Below are 22664 nucleotides of genomic sequence, written 5' to 3'. Positions count from 1 at the left end.
TGCTCTGCCCTCAGACATTGATGCGAGAAACATCATCGCTCCGCCGGCCACGAAACGACCTGCGTCTCAAGCACTCCCCAAACCGCACCCCAGGTACCTCGATGTAGCGATGAACCAACATCGAAAGGACCACAACCGCCACCACCACCAACAGCAACAACAGATTGTCGTTCAGGGCACTGCCTGTACTCAGATAACGCACCAGCGACCCCGGCATCTCCCCCGGCCTGTCCACCAACAGCGGATAACCGCCGAACTTGGCCGCCACCGTCAGCCCGGTGGCGACCACGAAAATCACCGCCGCATGGGTCAGGTAAATCGACAGCCACAGCCTGCCCAGCGCCGGAAACACTCGCTTCTGCAACAGCCGCGAAACCGCTCCGGCCTCCCACGCGAATATCAGAATCGCCAGGCAAAACAGCAGCGCCAGTTCAATCGTCAGCGGGGCCTCGCCGTCCACCATCATCCAGCCGATCATCGCCAATATTCCCAGTTCAAGCACGCTGGCCAATGCCACCCCCGGCGCAAAATTCCGCAGCCGCGCATAGAGCCTGTACGTCACCGTGCCCGCAAAGAAACACGCCGCGCCCCACAACACATAGCGCGTCAGCAGATCGGAATCTGCGAACAGCCCGACAAACGCCAGCCCGCCCAGCAGCGTGAACAGCATCCGCGCCATTCTCGGCAACGCGTAGCAGATCAGCCCGAAGATCAGCCACAGATAAAACGCTACGCTGACCCACCAGGACGGGTAGTTGAACGACAGCGCATTGAAGCCCGGCCACCACGCCTGGATCAATAACAGATTGGGCAGGATTTCCCCGGGCGCCCGATCCCCACTGAACGCCGGGAAATTCAACAGCAGCCCATAGCGCTCCATGACTAGCTTCAAACACTCGAAACCGATGAAGAACAACAGTACCGCCAAGTGCAGCGGCATTACCCGGCAGGCGCGGGCCATCGTGAAGTCGCCAAGCTGCCGCGCACTATTTAGTGCGCCGACGTAGCGGCGGTACATCAGAAAGCCGCTGAGGGCAAAAAACAGACCGGCGAACTGGCTGGCATTACGGAAAAACGCCAGCTCCGTGATGCTTCGCTCGATGTGCGAGTGATGAACAATCAGGGTCAGGGCGCAGAGACCGCGCAGGCTGTCGAGCACGACGAATCGCTTCATCTTGAGGATCCTTTTTCAGATGAGTCAGGCGTGCGGGCACGCGAAAAGGCGCCAGCAGGCGTGCAAGGCAGAGCAAACAATGAAAGGGTGCGACAGGCAGGAAAGTTACCACCTTCGACACTGAGGCCGATGAGTGGGCAGGGCACATGAAAAACCGGTGAAAGGCACAGCGTGAGGCGGAGCAGCCCCAAGGTCATCATGCGTCGAGACGAATCCGGGTCTTCGTATAAGTGCCGCCAGCGACGGGCAGCAGTATGCCGAACCGCAAACCCGGACGGAACAGGCATTTATCGAATTTGCCTGTCGATCCACTGGTATCCCAATATGTGGGATCGAACGTTATATATTGAGATATCGCCAGCAACCGGTTTATAGTCCGTCCCGCATTCACTCATTAATAACAATCAGGTGAAGCCATGCAGGCGCAATTGATCGCGCTCGATTGGGGTACGACATCCCTTCGCGCGTATCGACTCGGCGAACACGGCCGGGTACTGGAACAACGTTCGCTCGACGCGGGCATCATGCAGCTGCCCTCGACGCCTCGCTCGATCGGCGGGCAGCAGACATCCAACGGATTCGAACTCGCGTTTGACGAAGCCTGCGGCGACTGGCTCGACGCCGAACCAACGCTGCCGGTGATCGCCTGCGGGATGGTCGGCAGCGCTCAGGGCTGGCGCGAAGCCGTCTACCAGCAGACGCCCGCCAGCGTCGCGGCCCTCAGTTCCGCGCTGGTCACGGTGCGCAGCGTGCGCGGCGTCGACGTTCACATCATTCCCGGCATCCTGCAGCGCTCCGAGCTGCCCAACGTGATGCGCGGCGAAGAAACCCAGGTCCTCGGCATTCTCGACTCGCTGCCCGCCAGCGAAGCCGCCAAACCCTTGTTGATCGGCCTGCCCGGGAGCCACTCGAAGTGGGTGAGGGCGGTGGACGGCCGGATCGAGCATTTCGATACCTTCATGACCGGTGAGGTCTACGCCGCGCTGTCCAGCCACACCATTCTCGGCCGCACGATGCAGCGCAGCGAGACCTTCGACGCTGAAGCGTTTGACCGCGGCGTGGCAGTGTCTCGCTCGGCCAGCGGTGCGGCAGGTCCCCTGTCGACCATCTTCAGTTGCCGAACGCTCGGCTTGACCGGTGTATTGTCCGGTGCTGCCCAGTCCGATTACTTGTCCGGCCTGTTGATCGGCCATGAAATCGTCGCGCTCGCCCAACTGTTGCGCCAGACCGACGCGCAGTTGCCTGCCGTGATCCTGATCGGCAGCGACGCCCTGATCGCCCGCTACCGGCGCGCCCTCGATGCCAATGGCTTTGCCCAGGTGATCCTGGCGGAACAGGCCACCGAACGTGGTCTCTGGCAGGTTGCGGTGCAGGCCGGTCTGATTCAATCCTCCTCTTCGGCCGCTGCCCGGCCCCTTCACGTAGAGAACTGACATGCTCAAGCAAGCCCTCGTGCAAAACGGTCTGGTCGCGATTCTGCGCGGCCTGCGCCCCGAAGAAGCGCCGGCCATCGGTGATGTGCTGTACACCGCCGGTTTCCGCGTCATTGAAGTGCCGCTCAATTCTCCGCAGCCGTACGACAGCATCCGCCTGCTGCGTCAGAGCCTGCCCGCCGATTGCCTGATCGGTGCGGGCACGGTGTTGACGCCGGAGCAAGTGCGTCAGGTCAAGGAAGCGGGCGGTCAGGTCATCGTCATGCCCCACAGCGATCCGAGGGTGCTGCGCGCGGCCAAGGCCGAAGGCCTGTTCCTCTCTCCGGGCGTGGCCACACCGACCGAAGCCTTCGCCGCGCTGGCCGAAGGTGCCGACGTGCTGAAGATGTTCCCTGCCGAGCAGATGGGCCCGGCGGTGGTCAAGGCCTGGCTGGCGGTGTTGCCGGCCGGCACGGCGTTGATCCCGGTCGGCGGCATCACCCCGGACAACATGAAGGTGTTTCTCGACGCCGGGGTCTCCGGTTTCGGTCTGGGTTCGGGCTTGTTCAAGCCGGGCATGAACGCCGAGGACGTCGCAAAGAGCGCCAAGGCCTACGTTGAAGCCTGGAACCAGCACAAGCCAGCAAACAACCAGTGAACCACCCGCTCGTTGCGCCATCGAGGCTGTGTTTTTAAACAAGTGCGCCAACAGCATGTGTTTTTGAATAAGAGAGACAAGACATGAAAATCACCAAACTCACGACGTACATCGTTCCGCCGCGCTGGTGCTTCCTGAAAGTCGAGACCGACCAGGGCGTCACCGGTTGGGGCGAGCCTGTGGTCGAGGGCCGCGCCCACACCGTGGCTGCAGCGGTTGAGGAACTGTCCGACTACCTGATCGGCAAAGACCCACGCAACATCGAAGACATCTGGACCGTGCTCTATCGCGGTGGCTTCTATCGGGGCGGCGCCATCCACATGAGCGCGCTGGCGGGCATCGATCAGGCGCTGTGGGACATCAAGGGTAAGGCGCTGGGCGTATCGGTCAGCGACCTGCTCGGCGGCCAAGTGCGCGACAAGATCCGGGTGTATTCGTGGATCGGCGGCGACCGTCCGGCTGACACCGCCCGTGCCGCAAAAGAAGCAGTGGAGCGAGGCTTCACCGCGGTGAAAATGAACGGTACCGAAGAGCTGCAGTTCCTCGACACCTTCGACAAGGTCGATCTGGCCCTGGCCAACGTCGCCGCGGTACGTGATGCCGTAGGCCCGAATGTCGGTATCGGCGTCGACTTCCACGGTCGCGTGCACAAGCCGATGGCCAAGGTGCTGATGAAAGAGCTGGACCCGTACAAGCTGATGTTCATCGAGGAGCCGGTGCTCAGCGAGAACTACGAAGCGCTGAAGGAACTGGCGCCGTTGACCAGCACGCCGATTGCCCTGGGCGAGCGCCTGTTTTCCCGCTGGGATTTCAAGCGCGTCTTGAGCGAAGGCTATGTCGACATCATCCAGCCGGATGCTTCCCACGCCGGCGGTATCACTGAAACCCGCAAGATCGCCAACATGGCCGAGGCCTATGACGTCGCACTGGCGCTGCATTGCCCGCTGGGCCCGATCGCGCTGGCCGCATGCCTGCAACTGGACGCCGTCTGCTACAACGCGTTCATTCAGGAGCAAAGCCTGGGTATTCACTACAACGAGAGCAACGACCTGCTCGACTACATCAAGAACCCCGAAGTCTTCGACTACGACAAGGGCATGGTGAAGATCCCGAACGGGCCGGGCCTGGGCATCGAGATCAACGAAGAGTACGTCAAGGAGCGCGCCGCCATCGGCCACCGCTGGCGCAACCCGATCTGGCGCCATGCCGACGGCAGCTTTGCCGAGTGGTGATTGACCTGCAAGTTTGACGTCGATTCGGCGTCAAGCCCATTCGCGAGCAAGCTCGCTCCCACAGGAACTGTGCATGACCCTGATATCGAGGGCGCTGACCATCCTGTGGGAGTGACCGGGGTGGCGCTCCACCTTGCTCACGAAGCTTTTGGCTACTCGTCCACACACGAAACACATAACGCCAGACCTCAGATAACCATAAAAAGAGGCACTTCCCTTGCGCACACAGACCGCAACCCAGGCGCGGGCGACCACCGCCACGCCGACCCGCAAACGCTTTTTCATCATGGTGCTGCTGTTCATCACCGTGGTGATCAACTACCTCGACCGCAGTAACCTGTCCATCGCCGCGCCCGCACTGACCAGCGAGCTGGGCATCGACCCGGTGCACGTCGGCCTGATCTTCTCCGCGTTCGGCTGGACCTACGCCGCCATGCAGCTGCCCGGCGGCTGGCTGGTGGATCGCGTACCGCCGCGCATCCTCTACACCGTGGCGCTGGCGCTGTGGTCCATTGCGACCATCTTTCTCGGCTTCGTTGGCAGCTTCATCGGCCTGTTCATTTTGCGCATGGCCGTCGGCGCGCTGGAGGCCCCGGCGTACCCGATCAACAGCCGCGTCGTCACCGCCTGGTTCCCAGAAAAGGAACGCGCCACCGCCGTCGGCTTTTACACCTCCGGCCAGTTCGTCGGCCTGGCGTTCCTGACCCCGGTGCTCGCCTGGCTGCAAACCCGCTATGGCTGGCACATGGTGTTCGTGGCCACCGGCGGCGTCGGCGTGCTCTGGGCGGCGATCTGGTACATGGTTTACCGCGAGCCCCGCGATTTCAGAGGCATCAATCAGGGCGAGATCGACTTGATCAAGGACGGCGGCGGGCTGGTCGACATGCAGACCGACGCCTCGAAACGCAAAAGCGGTTTCAGCTGGCAGGACCTGGGCATCGTGCTGACCAAGCGCAAGCTGTGGGGCATCTACCTGGGCCAGTTCTGCCTGAACTCGACGCTGTGGTTCTTCCTCACCTGGTTCCCGACCTACCTGGTCAAATACCGCGGCATGGACTTCATCAAGTCCGGCCTGCTGGCGTCGCTGCCGTTCCTCGCGGCCTTCGTCGGCGTGCTCTGCTCGGGGTTCTTCTCCGACTGGCTGATCCGTCGCGGTTACACCGTGGGTTTCGCGCGCAAGACGCCGATCATCGCCGGTCTGCTGATCTCCACCTCAATCATCGGCGCCAATTACGTCGACTCGACCCCGCTGGTGATCGCCTTCCTGGCCCTGGCGTTTTTCGGCAACGGCTTGGCGTCGATCACTTGGTCGCTGGTCTCGACCCTCGCACCGGCGCGGCTGTTGGGGCTGACCGGCGGGACGTTCAACCTGATCGGCAACCTGGCAGCGATCGCCACACCGATCGTCATCGGCTTCCTGGCGTCGGGTGATTCCTTTGCGCCAGCGATCACCTACATCGCCGTTCTGGCGCTGCTTGGGGCGCTGTCTTACATCCTGTTGGTGGGCAAGGTGGAACGCATCGAGTTGTGATGACCCTGTCGATGCGTAATGAGGGACGTCAATCACTTGCCCGGTGACGAACGTTTCTTGAGGAAGGCATGGCAGCCGCCAATGCCTTGTTAAGAGCGTGCCTGAGAGGTTGTCTACATCAAAAAGAGAGCGACCTTTCGAGCGCGTGCTCAGGTGCTCCATCCGATAGCTGCTGAACCGTTTGGAGGGACAAAATCGACCCGCCAAACGGTTTTTTAGTAGCGGGTGAGAGCACCAAGCTGGCGCAGACTTTCAGGCAGCGCTAGAGGTTAGAACTGCCAATTCAGCGACAGGCCTACGCCGTGGGTTTTATCCCGGGCACCCAGCAGCCCGTTGTAGTCCAGGTTGATCCGCGCATCCCGATTCAAGGCAAGGCTGGCGCGAGCGCCCACCACGGCTGCGTCCCGGTCCATGGACACGCTTTGCACGGCAAAGGTATTCACCCCGCTGGCAAAGGCCAGGTGCTGCTCGGCCGAGGTATCGCTCAGGTTATGCTGCCAGCCCAAGGTACCGGACACATCCAGCTTCTGAGCGTCGGTCAGGTTGAAACGGCTACCGGCGCGTACGCCAAGGGTGGAGAGCACGGTGTCGCGGGTGTCGTCATTACCCTTGAGGGCCGTGGCGCCTCCCTTCTCGGTAAAGCTGTCGCTGTCGAAGTGCACATAGGCCAGGTTGGCGAAAGGCTCCAGCGCCAAAGGCTGCAGGTTCAGGCGATAGGCCGCTTCGGTGAACACCTGGGTCGATTGCGCGTCGAGCTTGACCTTCAGGCGGTCGTTCGAGGTGCCCAGTTGCAGGTCTCGCTTGACGTCGATGCGGTGCCAGCTATGGGATGCACCCGCGGTCAGGCGCAACGGCCCTTCTTCGTGGCCAATGTAGGCACCCAGGTGGTAGCTGTCAGCCGAGGCGCTGGAATGAGTGTCGTCACCCATGCCTAGCGAGGTATCGCTGTAACCGGCCATGGCGCCCAACCGGGTGTGCTCAGCCACCAAACCGTCCACACCGGCGAGCAGGCCGCCCAGGGATGAGGTTGAACTGGCGCTGTCGCTGCTGCCGGCGTTCTTGCCCCAGGCGCCCAGGCCTTTCACCCACAGGTTGTTGCCTTCAACACCCTCCGCAGGCTGTTCGTACAGCGCTTCGACGCGCAGGCGATCACCTACGGCATCGCGTAGCTGTCGGCTGTCGTTGATCAACTGAGTGGCGATGGCCGGATGCACTTCGCCGGACAACTGGGTATAGGCACGCCGAGCGGTAGCCGCATCAGGGCTCAACAGCAGCTCTTCGTACACCGCATTACCGGCGCCTAATTGCTCGGCGGCGGCCGCTACGTTGGCCTGGTTAGCGGTTTGCGCGGCGCTGGCGAAGCTATCCCCGTTGCGCTCCAGGGCCAAGGCAACGCCCGTACCGCTGTAGGCCAGGTCGCCATCCAGAAAGGCGTAGTTATCCAGCACCGACCCGAACTGGCCCTGCACGCCGCCAGCGGCTTGCAGCACGTTGAACTGCCGGCCGATCAGGCTGTTGACCTCGCCTGTGGTGAAGCCGGTGCCGTTTTCCAGCGAGAGGGCCATGGTCGCACCGCTCACCGTAGCCTGTCCGCCGGCGATGATGCGGTCGCTGCCAGTGGGCGACAACTCCACCGCATACACAGCGCCGGGCGCCAGGTTAAGGTCGCCCGCCACCTGTAAGGTCCCCACGGAATTGCCCGGCGCTACCGTACCGCCACGGTTGGCAGTAAGGGACGCGACCCGGCCGTTGCCGCCAAGCATGCCGGTGTCGTTGACGGTCACCGCCGAGGCCAGCGATCCATTGATCGCCAGGCGCCCTTCATTGACCAGGGTTGGGCCGCTGTAGGTGTTGGCACCGGTCAGCACCAAGGTACCGATACCCGTCTTGGTCAAGCCGCCATGCCCGGAGATGTCATTGCTCCACGTGTCCCGCCCGCATTGTGGCCCGCTGCAGAGGCGCTGGGTCGGTTTACCGGCATCGACCACCGCGCCTACCCCCGGCAGGTTGGCCACGAACTGGCTGTCGCCATAAGCGCCGCTGATACGAAACTCAGCAGGAATATCCGCCTCGGTGACGAACATGCTCGGGCCGTTGACGGCCTTGCCCAGGTTGATCATGCCCCAGCCATAGAGCGCGTCCACGCCAGGCGCGCCGAGGTCGGTGGCGGTGGTTTTCAACACGTCGGCCACCTGTGCGCCGGTCATGTAGGGGAAGCGCTCCATCAGTACCGCCATGCTGCCCGCCACATGGGGCGCGGCCATGGAGGTACCGTTTTTGTTGGCCCAGCCAACCGTCAGGTCTTGCAGGCTGGTGCCGTTCAGCACGGAGCTGTAGATCCGTGTACCTGGCGCCGACACGCAGAAGCTGGCCGTGTAGCCGCAGCGAGAAGAAAAGGTGCTCAAGGTGTAAGGCGTGGCGCCGGCGGCCGTGGCGTTGGGGTTTTGCTGCAAGGCAGCAACCGTCAGCCAGTTGGGGGCGATCTCTGGCACGAAATACCCGAGTCCGGCCATGGCGTCCGGGTTGTTCAGGTTGTAGTCGTTGCCTGCGGCGAAAATAGTCACCACGCCGCTGCGCGCGGCATCGATGGCGCCCTGGTAAGCGCCCCCTGGGCGAGTGCCGAGGATCTGTTGGATCTGATTGAACTGCAGCTGCGCATCCTGCACGGTAAAGTGCGGAAAGGCCGGGTCGCGACCGCCCTGGTCAAAGCGGTCGGTAATGCCAATGCCCCAGCTGTTATTGATGATGCGCGCGCCACTGCTGACCAATGCGTTCCAGCCAGCCTGGTAAACCGCGCCATCGTTGCCCAACACAATACCGTCTTCCGGGCCTGGGTCGCCGTTGTCGGCGCTGATGATCTGGGCGTTGAAGGCCACGCCGTGCATGGGCCCGCCGTCTCGGTTGCCTCCAGCGATGCCACCTACGTGGGTGCCATGATTGCCCAGCCGGCCGTTGGAGTCAGGTGTAGGGGTGCCATCGTAACGAAAGGCATCGCCGGCCTTCACCGGAATATAGGGGTCGGTGTACTCGCGAATGCCACTGGACACCAGGTTGATCACCTTTTCCGGGCTGGCGAATTCCGGGTGCGCTGCGTACACCGGCTGATCGAAAATCCCCAACTTCACGCCCTTGCCGGTATAACCGGCCGCGTAGGCCTGGTCGGCGTTAATCGCGCCCAGCCCCCATTGCGCAGTGAACTCCGGGCTGCGCCAACTGGCGACGTTCTCCGCCTGGCCGGCTTCTACGTAAGGCGCAGCCTCGGCTGCACCGAGGGTGGCCAGGTAACAGGCCAGGGCGCCGCAAGAAACGCGATGGGCTTGCCGAATAGCGTGCCGAATGGAGCTGACAGCAAGCTGTCGAGTGGTGGATGGCTTTTTCATAAATACAACTGTCCTTAGTTAGCGCACACAAAACCCCGCGCGAATGCCGTCTTGGCATCCGCGGTGTTCTTTTTCCAACAATGGGAAGGTTGAAACATTCAGCTTCAGGAAAGCGGCGGGCGAAGTCCTGGCCCGCCGTGCCGCTTTGCTCTTAGAACTGCCAGTTAAGGCTCAAGCCGATGCCGTGGCTTTTTTCACGGCTGGCCAATTGGCCGTTGTAGTCCAGGCTGACGCTGGCCTCACGGCTCAGCGCCATGCGGGCATGGGCACCCACCAGGGCCGCATCACGGACCAAGGGCGAGCTTTCGATGCCAAAACGACTGCCGCCTGCCGCAAAGGCCATGTGCTGCTCTGAATCGGTGTCGCTCAGGTTGTGCTGCCAGCCCAGGCTGCCGGAGAGATCCAGCTTCTGATGATCATTGATTGCGATGGTTTTAAGCGCCCGTACACCCAGTGTGCCGAGCACGGCTTCACGGGTATCGCTGCCGGATGCAAGCGCTGCAGCATCTCCCTTCTCGCTGAAGCTATCCGTGCCAAGGTGCACATAGGCCAGGTTGGCGAAGGGCTCAAGCACTGCGGGCTGCAACTGAATACGGTACGCCGCTTCGGTGAACACCTGTGCGGTTTGCGCATCGTGTTTGGTTTTCTCCCGGCCACTGGCGCCGCCGACCTGTACATCGCGCCTGCCGTCGATCCGGTGCCAGCTGTAGGCACCGCCGAAGGTCAGGCGCCAGGCGCCGATCTCATGACCCAGGTACGCGCCCAGATGGTAGCTGTCTACCGATGCACGGGAATGGGTGCCCGAGCCCATATTCACCGAGCTGTCACTGTAGCCGCCTACCAGGCCAAGGCGCGTGGCTTCACCTACGTCGCCGTCGACACCCGCCAGCACGCCGCCAATGGATGAGGTATAGCCCGCCGTATCGCTAGCGGAATCCGTTTTGCCCCACGCGCCCAAGGCCTTGAACCACACATTGTCTTGCGCTGCCGTATTGGCGTCGGCACCGAACACGCTGGCGCCCAGGCGCTCGCCAACGGCATCACGCACATAGCGGCTGTCGTTGATCAACTGGGTGGCGACTGCCGGGTAGATCTCGCCCGACAGCTGCTGGAAACTTTCCCGGGCCGAGGCGGCACTTTGAGCGAGCAGCAGGTTTTCATACACCGCGTTGCCCGCCCCCAATTGCTCGGCGGCCGAGGCCACGGCTGCCTGGTTAGGGGTTCGCGCCACGCTGTCGAAAGCCGCCGTGCGCTCGATATTCAGCGCGACGCCGTTAGCGGCGTAGTCCAGGCGGCCGCCGAGGAAAGCGTAGTTGGAGGTGACCGCAGCAAACTGCCCGTTCACACCATTGGCGGCTTGCAACACGTTGTACTGGCGGCCTATCAGGGTTTGGCCGGGCGTGGCATTCAATGGTAGCGGCGTTGGGTCCAGGGCCAGGGTCATGTTGGCCCCCGACACCGTGGCACTGCCGGTGGCCACAATGCGGTCACTCGCCGTTGGCGAAAGCTCTACCGCGTAGGTTGAGCCCGGCGCGAAGGTTAAGTCACCGTTCACCCGCAAGGTGCCGATGGAGTTGCCCGGCGCAACCTGCCCGCCGTTTAACGCGGTGAGGTTACCGACCTGGCCATTGCCGCCCAGGGTGCCACCCGCATTGACCTGCACGGCGGACGCCAGGGAGCCATTGACCGACAGCACACCACCGTTGACCTGGGTATCGCCGCGATAGGTATTGTTCCCTTCTAGGATCAACCGGCCCGCGCCGGACTTGATCAGGCTGCCCTGGTACTGGCGCTGAGCCGCTGCCGCTGCACGGGCGGTGCCTACGGCGTAGTCGGTCTGGTCCTGTTGGCTGGCGGTGCTGGCCACGCCGTTCTGCCAGCCTCTGCTGACCAGGGTTTGCTGCCAGGCGGTCTGTTCAGCAGCGTCCTCGGCCTGACGCTGGATCAACGCCTGATCAGAGATACCGTTACTCCAGACATCGGTTTGGCCGGCGCTCAGGTTGGCGTTGAAGGTCCCCAGCAACTGGCCTGGGCCGCGCATGGCCCGCTCCAGGTTGGCCACACCCCAGCCCACAGTGCCATTGGGCACCTGGGTGACCGAACCATCGAGCTGGGTCGCGGTGGTGAGCAGCACCTGCAAGGCCTGCTCGTTGTTCATGTACGGGTAGCGCTCCATCACCAGCGCCAGTGCGCCCGTGGCATGGGGCGCGGCCATGGACGTGCCGGATTTGAGCGCATAGCCGCCGCCAGGCACGGTGCTGTTGATCAGCCTCCCGGGCGTGGTGATGCACCAGTATTTGGCAATGCCGCACTGGTTGTAGCGCTGGGCATTGGCGCTATCAAGGCCAGACACCGCCAGCCAGTGGCCTTCCAGGTCTGGCTCGAAATACGGCAGCGCAGAACGCACACTGGCGTTGGCATAGCCGGTATTGCCAGCACTGAAGACGTTGATCACGCCCCTGCGCGACACGTTAGCCGCTTCATCCAGCCAGGTGCCCCGGTTGTAATGCTGGGCATAGGCAGCCTGCACGCCTTTCAACGTCGCGTAGGTCACATCCGGCGGCTGGCTACCCCAACTGTTGTTGATCGCCCGCACGCCGGCATCGGCCAGCGCGCCATAGGCCGCTTTGAAATACTGCGGATCCGGGCTCGGGCCAAACAGGAAGCTGTCGCTCTGGTTGGTGTTGGCGACATAGATTTGCGCGTTGTACGCCACGCCATGCATGCCGACGCCATCGCGGGCCGCGCCCATGGTCCCGGTCACGTGCGTGCCGTGGGTGTCGTTATTTGGGTTGATGGCACCCGTAACGCTAAAGGGCGAACCATTTACGTAGGTGCCGTTGGCCGTTACCGCATGGTAGCGCGATGGGCTGGCTTCGGGATGAGAGGGGTCGAATCCTGAGTCCATTGCGCCGATTTTTACGCCGCTGCCGGTGATACCGGCAGCATAGGCCTGGTCAGCCTGGATACGGCCCAATCCCCAGTCACTCTGAAACTCTTCCGAGCGCCAACTGGCCGCGTTGCCTAACTTTCCCTGTTCTGCGTAGTCGGCATAAGCCGAGCAGCCAAAGGTAAAAGACAACGCGCAAAGTGCGGTCGTGGTTGCGGGTTTAACGGAATAACGGACAGCATTGGACGGCTTGAACCTTCGCATCCCTGCACACCTTTTTTATTTGTTAGCTCCCTAGTGAGCGCCGTAAGAAAATAGTCCGCTCCACAGGGGATGGCAACTTATTTGTTTCAAATTTGATACAAAACCAATAGCAAGAAAACAAGCGGATGATAAGGCACAAGGCGCTGTGATGAGGCATCCAGACGGAGCAGGCACAACTAAGGTGCGATCCGGAATAGTGGCATTCTAGTTCCACTGTAGAGAAGGTAGCGCGTCTTTAGTTGGTTCAGCGTGGGGCTTGGCGACCTCCGCAGTCACATGACTACGCGGGATGAGTAATAGAGAGGTATTCAAGTAACAGATCGCAGGAACTTGAGCTGCGCCACTACTTAGCCACGACGCAAGATAGACTTGTGGCTCGAGGGACTTCGCGCTTACCCCGCGGCACTTTTGAATTTACAGAAATGGTCTTTAAGTGAAAGAGTGCCAAGACTTCGCTGGCGCAATGATTACGTTCGCGCAATTTCCCGCAGTGCTGGTCACAGCAAACGATACTTCGTATGCAATCAGCGAATACACCGCGAGCGAATGGCTAATACACCCTGGATTATGGGGTAGCGCCCCATTGTTATGCTGACCGAGCAATCACAAGACGCGCCACCATGTTCAACGAGTTGTGCCGTGCAAGGTCAGCCATCGATGATCCATCACCTGTTCCAAGTCATCAGTCTTGCCCCCGAATACTGTCGGGGAGCAACAGCGCTCGCGTTTAGGAGAACAGCCTGTTCAGTAATCCTTCAATGTGGGTTCCTTCGTATGCAGACCGTAATTCTTTTAGCTTCATGACCCTACGCTCCCCGCCAAGCAGGCTGAGCCCGTGGAGCTCATTCAAGAGCTTCTGAGACGCTTCGACCTCAGGCTGCAGTGCGCGCCAGGCAGTATTCGCCCGACCCGCTAAACCTTCAGCCTTACGGCTCAGGCGTTGGGATTCGATTAGCGCGCCAGCACCCAATGTGTTGTTGAGTTCTGCCTGCGTGCGCTCTAGATCGTTAAGCAACTCCGTGAAAACTTCAGCTTGGTCAAGCGCCACGGGAAGACCGTCGACATAGAGGGTATCGTCCTGGACGCAGTAAATCCCCAAAGGCCCGTCGCCGCCTCCGGTGCAATCCAGCGCGAGCACGTTCCCGAGGCGTAACGGCGCTGGAATCCATGTGTGACCCATGCAAACACGCCAAACGCCGGCGACGCCTTGACGGTAATGTTTTTTGATCCGCTCTCGCCCCCAAAGGGCTATTTCTTCGACTTGCGCGTTGTCGATATCGTTGACGAACCGCTGCCAGGACAAGCCTCTCGGTACATCCCCGTGTATAACGCCGACGACCCCAAGGAGTGATTCGATCTCGATGAGGGTAGGGAGGGTCTCAAGCTTGACGATGATCATCTCTTTCGACTCATCGGCGACGGTTGCCCACCAACCAGCACCATGAGAGCTATAACGAGCGTCCGGGTTCTCACGGTAAGCCCGAATCAGCATCTGTTCATGGTTACCCATTACGGTGAAAAACCACGGCTCGCCCAAAAGCTTAAGCCCATCGAGCACGCCCGGGCCGCGATCAATGAGGTCGCCGACGCCGATGACTCGGTCAGTCTTGCTGTCAAAGCCGAGTTTGCGCAGGCCTTTGTACAGGTCGTTGGTTTTGAAGTGAATGTCACCTACGACAAAGTCACGGCCATGGTGATTTTGCGAAAGTCTCAGAACCTTTTGCCTCATGCCTGCGGAATCCTTCGTCATCGAAACTGCTGAATTATCTGCCCTGCGAAGCGTGCTACCAAGGTGAATCTTGGGGAAAATGCGAGGGTCTTCGAGCGTGCGTACGGCGCGTTGTCCGACATGCTGTTGGTGGGCAAGGTCGAACGCATCGAGTGGTCATGACCCTGCGCCGACGCAGAGCAAATTCTGCACAACGCTGGCAGGCTTCAAGGCTGGCGACGATAATGACGCCGGTTTTCTGATTCGATAAGGCGCGCCATGCAAGATGCATCCGACACCGCCGTCACTGGCAAAGACCCTGCACCCACCGGCACGCAAACGCTGATTCGCGGCCTGGGCGTGATTCATGCGGTCGCCAGCGGCGCCCGCGACCTCAAGGAAATCGCCCGGCTCATCGGCACCACCCGCAGCACCACTCACCGGCTTGCCAGTTGTCTGGTGGAGGAGCGCTACCTGCGAGTGGTGCCGCAAACGGGTTATCTCCTCGGGCCCAGGTTGATCGAACTGGGGTTCCAGGCCCAGGAAGAAGTGCCGCTGCTGGTGCTCGCCAAACCCTTTCTCGACGAATTGTCGGCGCTCACCGGCGACACTGTGCACCTGGCGATGCGCGATGGCGACGAGGTGCTCTACCTGCATAAGAATCCCGGCCGCAATGGTCCGGAGATGCGTTCGCGGGTGGGCCATCGCATGCCGCTGGCGCGCACCGGCATCGGCAAGGCGCTGCTGCTGGACAGCCCGGAAAGCGAATGGCAACGGCTGTATGAGATCAGCGTGCCTACCACGGGCAAAAACCCGCTGTGGCCGGCCCATGAAGAGCAGACTTGGGAGCAGGTGCAGGCGCGCATGCGCGAGTACGTGCAGGGTGGTTATGCGTTCGATCTGGAAGACAACGAACCGTCGATCCGCTGCGTGGCCGCGCCCGTGCGTGACGCCAGCAAACAGATCGTCGCTGGCATCAGCATCGCCAGCACCGTGCCGTACATGCCATTGGAAAAGATGGCCGACCTGGTGCCGGTGATCAAGGACGCCGCGGCACGGTTGTCTGCGGAGTTGGGTGGCTAGCGTGTAGATGAGCAGAGCAGGGGATAACGGGCGAACTGTTGAAGCAATCGACGGCAATCAACCCTGTTGAAATCCTCGAAAGCGCCTTCTGGTGAAGCGATCGAGAAAGGGGCTCGTGATCGACCCAACCATAATCCCGGCCCGCGGTCTTAGTTGTTCAGACGCCAATGGCCGACCGGCCAGGGCACATGCGATTCGGGAAGGAGAGGCTGGTATGGCGAATAAACAAAAAACTGAGCTCACACCACTGCAGCTGCTTCAGAAGCTGGCCACAATCTTGCTGGAGCATTTTGAGCACGCCTGTGGGCAAGCCCTCGCCGGGGCGGAAAAGAAGCTCGCCAAGCTCGAAAAGAAACACAGCAAGGTGGAGAAGAAGCTTGGCAAGCAGCGGGACCGTCTCGACGCCACGCCAGCCGGAAAACGCAAAAAACAGATGAAGCTGCGCGCCACTATTTCACTGCTGGAGACAGCTTTGGTTGACATGCAGCGCCAGGCTGATGAAACCCGGCACTACATCCGCGACTTCAAGCACGACGTCCACGTAAGCCTGGCGTTATTGCAGGGCGTGGGCGAGGTGCGTGAAGCTGCCAGCGAAATGCTGCGCCAGCGCGAGCTCGGCCAACTCGAAATCAGCGGAGCTACCTCGCCGGCCGCACAAACGGAGGCGACCGCCAAGTCTGCCGTGAAGCCTTCGCCTGCGGCTCGCCGCGCTACGAGGGAGGCCACGGCACTGAAAGCCATGGCTAATGCGGTGGTCGCCACGCCCACGGTGACGGTGGTCAAGGGACGGAAGCATGCACCCAGCGAGGTTGCACCATTGGCTCACGGGGTCGCAGAGGCCAGCGCTGCGCCCGAGCCGGATGAGGCGCCTCATGCTGAATCGGCGCTCCAGCCGGAGTGGCTTGAACGCTCGCGGTAGGGGTGTCGCCGTTCGCCCCGCATTGCGCGCGGGGCGAACCCGTGGATCAGGCCTTCAACGTGGCCATATCAATCACGAAACGGTATTTCACGTCACCGGCGATCATGCGGCTGTAGGCCTCGTTGATGTGCTTGATATCGAGCATCTCGATGTCGCAGGTGATGCCGTGCTCGGCGCAGAAATCCAGCACCTCCTGGGTTTCGGCGATGCCGCCGATCAGTGAGCCCGCCAGCACGCGACGCTTCATCACCAGATTGGCAGCGTGCAGCGCCGGGTCCACGGGTTCGATCAGGCCGACCAGAATGTGCACGCCGTCAAATCGCAGGGTTTCGAGGTAGGGATTCAGGTCGTGCTGTACCGGAATGGTGTCCAGCAGGAAGTCGAAATGACCGGCAGCGGCTTTCATCTGCTCGGCATCCGTCGAGACGATGACGTGGTCAGCACCCTGACGACGACCTTCTTCCGCCTTGCTCGCCGAGCGGGTGAACAGCGTCACTTCCGCGCCCATGGCCTTGGCGAACTTGATGCCCATGTGGCCCAGACCGCCCATGCCCAGCACACCCACTTTGTCGCCGGCCTTGACGCCGTAATGCTTGAGCGGCGAATAGGTGGTGATGCCGGCACACAGGATCGGTGCGGCAGCGGCCAAGTCGAGTTTCTCCGGGATACGCACGACGAAGTGCTCGCTGACCACGATGCTGTTGGAATAGCCACCCATGGTGTTGCTGCCGTCGACGCGGTCCGGAGTGGCGTAGGTCATGGTCGCGCCTTCGAGGCAATACTGCTCGAGGTCGCGGGCGCAGGCTTCGCACTGACGGCAGGAATCGACCATGCAGCCGACGCCGACCAGATCACCGACTTTGTGCTTGCTGACGTTGGCGCCGACTTCGGTGACCTTGCCGACGATCTCGTGACCCGGCATGAGTGGGTACACGGCGATGCCCCACTCGTTGCGTGCCTGGTGGATGTCGGAGTGGCAGACGCCGCAGTAGAGGATCTCGATGGCCACGTCGTCCGGCCGCGGGCTGCGGCGGCTGAACGTCATGGGGGCGAGGGGTGTGGTGGCGGACTGGGCGGCGTAACCGATGGCTGTGTACATGAAGAACCTCGCAAAACGATGACAGTTGAGGCGGTCCATTCTCCCCACGCAGGGCATCGTCGGCCATGGTCATTCCTCCGCCTGTCATGCCTGATCCTCCGGATTTGATCAATCGAGTAGGGCTTGGCGCCGCTGATCTGCGATGATGGCGGTGTCAAATCCTCCGTACGGCTACCCATGTCTCCACTCTCCCATTCCGACGCCAACGCCGAGTTGGTCTCCCTTATCAAACCGCTGGCGCCGCGCCCGGGTTTGGTCGACACCCGAGTGCCGGGCGTGCAGGCGATGTCCTGGGATTATTACGTCGCGAGCAGCCCGCAGATCTATGAACCGAGCCTGGTGATCATTGCCCAGGGCAGCAAGCTCGCGCGCCTGGGCCCGCGAACCCTGGAATACGGCGCCGGTCATTACCTGGTGCAGGCGTTGTCGGTACCGTTCATGTGCGAAACCTTCGCGACGGCCGAGGCGCCGATGTATGGCGTCGCCGTATCAATTGATCGGGCTCTATTGGGTGAGCTTGTTCAGGCCATGGGCGAGGCGCCGAACGTCAAGGTCAAGGCGCAGACGCTGGAGTCCATGACCTCCGCCGAGCTGGATGCGCCGATGCGCGAGAGCGTGGAGCGGTTGCTGCGCTGTCTGCACGATCCACTCGACGCGCAAGTGATGGGCCAGGCCCGGGTCCGGGAAGTGGTGTATGCCGCGTTGCGCGGTCCGCAAGCCGGGGTGCTGCGTGCGCTGGTCGAGCAGACCGGCCACTTCGCCCGTATCGCGGCAGCGTTGCACTACCTGCGCGACCATTACGACGAGGCATTGAGCGTCGAGGATCTGGCCCGCTGCGCCAACATGAGCGCTTCAACCTTCCATGAGCATTTCAAACGCAGCACGCTGCTGTCACCCGTTCAGTACTTGAAGCGCGTGCGGCTGCTCAAGGCTCAACAGATGCTCATCGGCGAGGGCATGGGGGTGGCGCAGGTTGCGCACAAGGTCGGGTATCAGAGCACCTCGCAATTCAGTCGCGAGTACAAACGCTACTTCGAGCGCAATCCGGGGGAGGAGGGCGAGCGGCTGAAGGTATCGGCGTGAGGGTGGTTGCTGAACCATAAAAGCTTCCCGGCTAAATCCGGTCCTACGAGGGTACGCGGTGTCTTTGTGGGACCGGCTTCAGCCGGGAAGAGGCCAGCGTGCACACCATCAATTGTGCGATGTGGCCGCTGACGCCTTCCCGGCTAAAGCCGGTCCCACTGAACACGCGCAGTGTCGGTAGGACCGGATTCAGCCGGGAAGCTTGCAGCTCAAAGCTTGAAGCTTGAAGCTTGCCGCTTCCCTTACATATTGGGATAGGTCGGCCCGCCTGCGCCTTCCGGTGCTACCCACGTGATGTTCTGCGATGGATCCTTGATGTCGCAGGTTTTGCAGTGGACGCAGTTCTGCGCGTTGATCTGGAAGCGTTTCGCGCCGTCTTCCTGGGTCACCACCTCGTAAACCCCTGCCGGGCAGTAACGCTGCGCAGGCTCGTCGTACTTGGGCAGGTTGACGCTGATCGGGATGCTCGGGTCCTTCAGCTTCAAGTGGCAGGGCTGTTCTTCTTCGTGGTTGGTGCCAGAGATGAACACCGAACTCAGCTTGTCGAAGCTCAGCTTGCCGTCGGGTTTCGGGTAGTCGATCTTCTTCGAGTCGGCCGCCAGCTTCATGCAGGCGTAGTCCGGCTTGGTGTCGTGCAGGGTGAAGGGGATCTTGCCGCCGAACAGGTTCTGATCGATGAAGTTGAACGCGCCACCGAAGATGGCGCCGAACTTGTGAACCGCCGCGCCAAAGTTGCGGCTGGCGAACAGCTCTTCGTGCAGCCAGCTGGCTTTGAAACCTTCAACGTAGCCGTTCAGCGCGTCGCCACCCTCGTTGCCGGCGAACAGCGCATCCGCCACCGCTTCAGCGGCGAGCATGCCGGACTTCATGGCGGTGTGGCTGCCCTTGATCTTGGCGAAGTTCAGCGTGCCCAAGTCGCAACCGATCAGCGCGCCACCGGGGAAGACCATCTTCGGCAGCGAATTCAGTCCGCCCTTGCAGATGGCCCGAGCGCCGTAACTGATGCGCTTGCCGCCTTCCAGGTATTGCTTGAGGACCGGGTGGTGCTTGAGGCGCTGGAATTCATCGAACGGCGACAGGTACGGGTTGGCGTAGGACAGATCCACGATCAGCCCGACCACGACCTGATTGTTTTCCAGGTGGTAAAGGAACGAGCCGCCAGTGTTTTCAGTGCCCATGATGTCCAGCGGCCAACCGGCGGTGTGCACCACCAGGCCTGGCTGGTGTTTGGCCGGATCGACTTCCCAGATTTCCTTCAAGCCGATGCCGTAATGCTGGGCGTCGGCCTCACTGTCGAGGTTGAAGCGGTTGATCAGTTGCTTGCCGATGTGACCACGGCAGCCTTCGGCGAACAGCGTGTACTTGCCGCGCAGTTCCATGCCGGGGGTGTACAGGCCTTCTTTCGGATTGCCTTCGCGGTCAACGCCCAGGTCGCCGGTGAGAATCCCGCGCACCACGCCGCTTTCATCGATCAGCGCTTCCTGAGCCGCGAAGCCCGGGTAGATTTCGACGCCCAGGTTCTCGGCCTGCTGTGCCATCCAGCGGCACAGGTTGCCCAGGGAGATGATGTAGTTGCCTTCGTTGTGCATGGTCTTGGGAACGAATGCCCCCGGGACTTTCTGGCTGGCGTCGGCACCGGTCAGCACATAGATGTCGTCGCCTTTGACCGGGGTGTTGAGCGGGGCGCCGAGGGCTTTCCAGTCAGGGAAGAGTTCGTCGAGGGCTCGGGGTTCGAACACCGCGCCGGAGAGGATGTGGGCACCGACCTCGGAGCCTTTTTCCACGACGCAGACGCTGATTTCCTGACCGGCGTCAGCGGCTCTCTGTTTCAGGCGGCAAGCGGCAGACAGCCCGGCGGGCCCGGCTCCGACGATGACGACGTCGAACTCCATAAATTCGCGTTCCACAGGCTATCTCCTACTCAAGGCTCAACGGCGTATTTTTAGACGTATTTTTATAGATGACTAAAACCGACACCGGGAAGGTCGTTCGCCCGGGTGTCATTGTGAAGGCGCGCATTATATCTACACCACCTCGCAGGTCCAATACAAACGTTTGTTTGAATCGGCCGAAACCCTGATAAATCATGGTGAGGCGGCTTGTGACTGGCGTTTATGTCGTATTGACCCGACCAGACGTTGCGGTCAAGATACGGGCGGTTTTGCACTCGCCCCAGCTGGCTGTTCGCCTCGGCTGCCGGTACAAACCCGTTGGCAGCAGAACACCGCTAAAAGCAACGTGAGCATCGCCCCCGCGCCACCTTCAGCTCCACGCCGGCGGCGCGCTGCAGTTTACACGGGCGATCAGCGTCTGGCTTGGATTGCCGCCGTAGCGTCGCCGCTTTTGCTGACATCCGCATTCGGCAACCGCGAATACGTTGTTTTCACAGGTGTTCTTTACACTGACGAGTACCCATCGCCGGGCATGGCCTGGCGATTTTCTTTTCACCGGAGAGAAACGAGGAATCCATGAAGGTTCTTGTAGCTGTCAAACGAGTGGTCGACTACAACGTCAAGGTTCGCGTCAAAGCGGACAACTCCGGCGTCGATCTCGCCAACGTTAAAATGTCGATGAACCCCTTCTGCGAAATCGCTGTAGAAGAAGCCGTGCGCCTGAAAGAGAAGGGCGTTGCGACCGAGATCGTTGTCGTTTCCATCGGTCCGACCACGGCTCAGGAGCAACTGCGCACCGCGCTGGCACTGGGTGCCGATCGTGCCATCCTCGTAGAATCCGCTGACGAACTGACCTCCCTGGCCGTGGCCAAGTTGCTCAAGGCCGTTGTCGACAAAGAGCAGCCGCAGCTGGTCATCCTCGGCAAGCAGGCAATCGACAGCGACAACAACCAGACCGGCCAGATGCTGGCTGCGCTGAGCGGCTATGCTCAAGGCACGTTCGCCTCGAAAGTCGAAGTCTCCGGCGACAGCGTCAATGTCACCCGTGAAATCGACGCCGGCGCGCAGACCGTTTCCCTCAAGCTGCCGGCCATTGTCACTACCGACCTGCGCTTGAACGAGCCGCGCTACGCGTCGCTGCCGAACATCATGAAAGCCAAGAAAAAGCCGCTCGAAGTGCTGACCCCTGATGCGTTGGGTGTTTCGATTGCGTCCACCAACAAGACCCTGAAGGTTGAAGCTCCGGCTGCCCGCAGCGCAGGCATCAAGGTCAAGTCGGTTGCTGAACTGGTCGATAAACTGAAAAACGAAGCGAAGGTGATCTGATGACGACCCTGGTTATCGCTGAGCACGAAAACGGCGCAATCGCTCCCGCCACCCTCAACACCGTTGCCGCGGCTACCAAGATCGGTGGTGACATTCACGTTCTGGTCGCGGGCCACAATGTCGGTGCCGTTGGCGAAGCCGTTGCAAAAATCGCAGGCGTGTCCAAGGTCCTCGTGGCTGACAATGCGGCCTACGAACACCAACTGCCGGAAAACGTCGCCCCGCTGGTCGTCGAGCTGGCTTCGGCCTACAGCCACGTGCTGGCTGCTGCAACCTCCAACGGCAAGAACATCCTGCCGCGTGTGGCCGCCCAGTTGGACGTCGACCAGATCTCCGAGATCATCTCGGTTGAAAGCGCTGACACCTTCAAGCGCCCGATCTATGCGGGCAACGCCATTGCGACCGTTCAGTCGTCGGCCGCCGTGAAGGTCATCACCGTTCGGGCTACCGGCTTTGACGCCGTGGCAGCTGAAGGCGGTTCTGCCTCGGTTGAAGCCGTCAGCGCGGCTCACGATGCGGGCAAGTCGTCTTTCGTCAGCGAAGAGCTGGCCAAGTCCGACCGTCCGGAACTGACCGCTGCCAAGATCGTTGTTTCCGGCGGCCGCGGCATGCAGAACGGCGACAACTTCAAGCACCTCTACACCCTGGCTGACAAGCTGGGTGCAGCGGTCGGCGCTTCCCGCGCGGCCGTCGACGCAGGCTTCGTGCCCAACGACATGCAGGTCGGTCAGACCGGCAAGATCGTTGCGCCACAGCTGTACATCGCGGTCGGCATCTCCGGCGCGATCCAGCATCTGGCAGGCATGAAGGACTCCAAAGTGATCGTCGCGATCAACAAGGACGAAGAAGCGCCAATCTTCCAGGTGGCCGATTACGGCCTCGTCGCGGATCTGTTCGAAGCGATCCCCGAGTTGGAGAAGCTGGTTTAATCCACTTCCCTGACTTATAAAGAGAACCCGTTCGTTCGGGCTGCTGCAAGCGTGTTCACTTGATGAACCAGCGCTCAGGCAGTC

At 61.4% G+C, this 22664-nt stretch carries 15 protein-coding genes; 9 read left to right on the top strand and 6 right to left on the bottom strand.

Features of this window, described 5'->3' with window-relative positions; genetic code table 11:
• Positions 1-10: 10 nt before the first annotated feature.
• A complete protein-coding gene (locus AC0Z8Z_RS03640; RefSeq protein WP_485617922.1) occupies positions 11-1174 on the bottom strand; it encodes an acyltransferase family protein in 1164 nt (387 codons plus the stop codon).
• Between the two features lie 416 nt (positions 1175-1590).
• On the opposite strand from AC0Z8Z_RS03640, the gene AC0Z8Z_RS03635 reads away from it, so the two are divergent.
• The 4 genes from AC0Z8Z_RS03635 to AC0Z8Z_RS03620 all read left to right on the top strand — a co-directional run bounded on the left by AC0Z8Z_RS03635 (position 1591) and on the right by AC0Z8Z_RS03620 (position 6007).
• Positions 1591-2607, top strand: a complete 1017-nt coding sequence (locus AC0Z8Z_RS03635; protein WP_485617920.1) for a 2-dehydro-3-deoxygalactonokinase — start codon at positions 1591-1593, stop codon at positions 2605-2607.
• 1 nt (position 2608) lies between these two features.
• Entirely contained in the window at positions 2609-3244 is a 636-nt protein-coding gene (locus tag AC0Z8Z_RS03630; RefSeq protein ID WP_485617919.1) for a 2-dehydro-3-deoxy-6-phosphogalactonate aldolase, read from the top strand.
• Positions 3245-3327: 83 nt separating this feature from the next.
• A complete protein-coding gene (gene dgoD / locus AC0Z8Z_RS03625) occupies positions 3328-4476 on the top strand; it encodes a galactonate dehydratase (protein WP_065986272.1) in 1149 nt (382 codons plus the stop codon).
• A 217-nt stretch (positions 4477-4693) separates the two neighbouring features.
• Positions 4694-6007: an MFS transporter gene (locus AC0Z8Z_RS03620; protein WP_485617917.1), complete on the top strand. Its 1314-nt coding sequence runs from the start codon at positions 4694-4696 to the stop codon at positions 6005-6007.
• Between the two features lie 269 nt (positions 6008-6276).
• Here the strand turns inward: AC0Z8Z_RS03620 and AC0Z8Z_RS03615 are convergent, their stop codons facing one another.
• From AC0Z8Z_RS03615 to AC0Z8Z_RS03605, 3 genes are all read right to left on the bottom strand, one after another.
• Entirely contained in the window at positions 6277-9387 is a 3111-nt protein-coding gene (locus tag AC0Z8Z_RS03615; RefSeq protein ID WP_485617915.1) for an autotransporter domain-containing protein, read from the bottom strand.
• Between the two features lie 151 nt (positions 9388-9538).
• On the bottom strand, positions 9539-12541 hold the full coding sequence (gene eprS / locus AC0Z8Z_RS03610; protein WP_485617913.1) for an autotransporter serine peptidase EprS: 3003 nt from the start codon (positions 12539-12541) through the stop codon (positions 9539-9541).
• A 727-nt stretch (positions 12542-13268) separates the two neighbouring features.
• Complete coding sequence (locus AC0Z8Z_RS03605; protein ID WP_485617911.1) at positions 13269-14291, bottom strand: metallophosphoesterase; 1023 nt, start codon at positions 14289-14291, stop codon at positions 13269-13271.
• 237 nt (positions 14292-14528) lie between these two features.
• Between AC0Z8Z_RS03605 and AC0Z8Z_RS03600 the strand changes: the two genes are divergently transcribed.
• Together AC0Z8Z_RS03600 and AC0Z8Z_RS03595 are read left to right on the top strand one after the other, a co-directional pair.
• Entirely contained in the window at positions 14529-15332 is an 804-nt protein-coding gene (locus AC0Z8Z_RS03600) for an IclR family transcriptional regulator (protein ID WP_122538373.1), read from the top strand.
• 214 nt (positions 15333-15546) lie between these two features.
• Entirely contained in the window at positions 15547-16251 is a 705-nt protein-coding gene (locus AC0Z8Z_RS03595) for an AlgP family protein (RefSeq protein ID WP_485617909.1), read from the top strand.
• A 46-nt stretch (positions 16252-16297) separates the two neighbouring features.
• Here AC0Z8Z_RS03595 and AC0Z8Z_RS03590 read toward each other — a convergent pair whose 3' ends face one another.
• Positions 16298-17350 (bottom strand): NAD(P)-dependent alcohol dehydrogenase, encoded by a 1053-nt coding sequence (locus tag AC0Z8Z_RS03590; protein ID WP_172611782.1) that lies wholly within the window; start codon positions 17348-17350, stop codon positions 16298-16300.
• 177 nt (positions 17351-17527) lie between these two features.
• Here AC0Z8Z_RS03590 and AC0Z8Z_RS03585 point away from each other — a divergent pair, with 177 nt between their 5' ends.
• Positions 17528-18433, top strand: coding sequence for an AraC family transcriptional regulator (locus tag AC0Z8Z_RS03585; RefSeq protein ID WP_485617907.1), 906 nt, complete (start codon positions 17528-17530; stop codon positions 18431-18433).
• 242 nt (positions 18434-18675) lie between these two features.
• Here the strand turns inward: AC0Z8Z_RS03585 and AC0Z8Z_RS03580 are convergent, their stop codons facing one another.
• Complete coding sequence (locus tag AC0Z8Z_RS03580) at positions 18676-20340, bottom strand: electron transfer flavoprotein-ubiquinone oxidoreductase (protein ID WP_325719529.1); 1665 nt, start codon at positions 20338-20340, stop codon at positions 18676-18678.
• 561 nt (positions 20341-20901) lie between these two features.
• Between AC0Z8Z_RS03580 and AC0Z8Z_RS03575 the strand changes: the two genes are divergently transcribed.
• Together AC0Z8Z_RS03575 and AC0Z8Z_RS03570 are read left to right on the top strand one after the other, a co-directional pair.
• Positions 20902-21651: an electron transfer flavoprotein subunit beta/FixA family protein gene (locus AC0Z8Z_RS03575; RefSeq protein WP_065986283.1), complete on the top strand. Its 750-nt coding sequence runs from the start codon at positions 20902-20904 to the stop codon at positions 21649-21651.
• The gene (locus AC0Z8Z_RS03570) at positions 21651-22580 is read left to right on the top strand and encodes an electron transfer flavoprotein subunit alpha/FixB family protein (protein WP_485617905.1); all 930 of its coding nucleotides are present in this window, start codon (positions 21651-21653) and stop codon (positions 22578-22580) included. The genes AC0Z8Z_RS03575 and AC0Z8Z_RS03570 overlap by 1 nt, the downstream gene beginning before the upstream one ends.
• Positions 22581-22664: the final 84 nt, after the last annotated feature.

It is taken from the genome of Pseudomonas sp. 1L-C-7-B-C1 (genome assembly GCF_057291635.1).
The sequence above is the reverse complement of the archived record's forward strand: the minus strand, read 5'-3'. Positions and strand labels throughout refer to the sequence as shown.

Excerpts from the sequence above, each read along its gene's own strand:
- AC0Z8Z_RS03640 (WP_485617922.1), bottom strand. The coding sequence starts at position 1,174 with ATGAAGCGATTCGTCGTGCTCGACAGCCTGCGCGGTCTCTGCGCCCTG.
- AC0Z8Z_RS03615 (WP_485617915.1), bottom strand. The coding sequence starts at position 9,387 with ATGAAAAAGCCATCCACCACTCGACAGCTTGCTGTCAGCTCCATTCGG.
- AC0Z8Z_RS03635 (WP_485617920.1), top strand. The coding sequence starts at position 1,591 with ATGCAGGCGCAATTGATCGCGCTCGATTGGGGTACGACATCCCTTCGC.
- dgoD (WP_065986272.1), top strand. The coding sequence starts at position 3,328 with ATGAAAATCACCAAACTCACGACGTACATCGTTCCGCCGCGCTGGTGC.
- AC0Z8Z_RS03595 (WP_485617909.1), top strand. The coding sequence starts at position 15,547 with ATGGCGAATAAACAAAAAACTGAGCTCACACCACTGCAGCTGCTTCAG.
- AC0Z8Z_RS03605 (WP_485617911.1), bottom strand. The coding sequence starts at position 14,291 with ATGACGAAGGATTCCGCAGGCATGAGGCAAAAGGTTCTGAGACTTTCG.
- AC0Z8Z_RS03575 (WP_065986283.1), top strand. The coding sequence starts at position 20,902 with ATGAAGGTTCTTGTAGCTGTCAAACGAGTGGTCGACTACAACGTCAAG.
- eprS (WP_485617913.1), bottom strand. The coding sequence starts at position 12,541 with ATGCGAAGGTTCAAGCCGTCCAATGCTGTCCGTTATTCCGTTAAACCC.
- AC0Z8Z_RS03570 (WP_485617905.1), top strand. The coding sequence starts at position 21,651 with ATGACGACCCTGGTTATCGCTGAGCACGAAAACGGCGCAATCGCTCCC.
- AC0Z8Z_RS03590 (WP_172611782.1), bottom strand. The coding sequence starts at position 17,350 with ATGTACACAGCCATCGGTTACGCCGCCCAGTCCGCCACCACACCCCTC.
- AC0Z8Z_RS03630 (WP_485617919.1), top strand. The coding sequence starts at position 2,609 with ATGCTCAAGCAAGCCCTCGTGCAAAACGGTCTGGTCGCGATTCTGCGC.
- AC0Z8Z_RS03585 (WP_485617907.1), top strand. The coding sequence starts at position 17,528 with ATGTCTCCACTCTCCCATTCCGACGCCAACGCCGAGTTGGTCTCCCTT.
- AC0Z8Z_RS03600 (WP_122538373.1), top strand. The coding sequence starts at position 14,529 with ATGCAAGATGCATCCGACACCGCCGTCACTGGCAAAGACCCTGCACCC.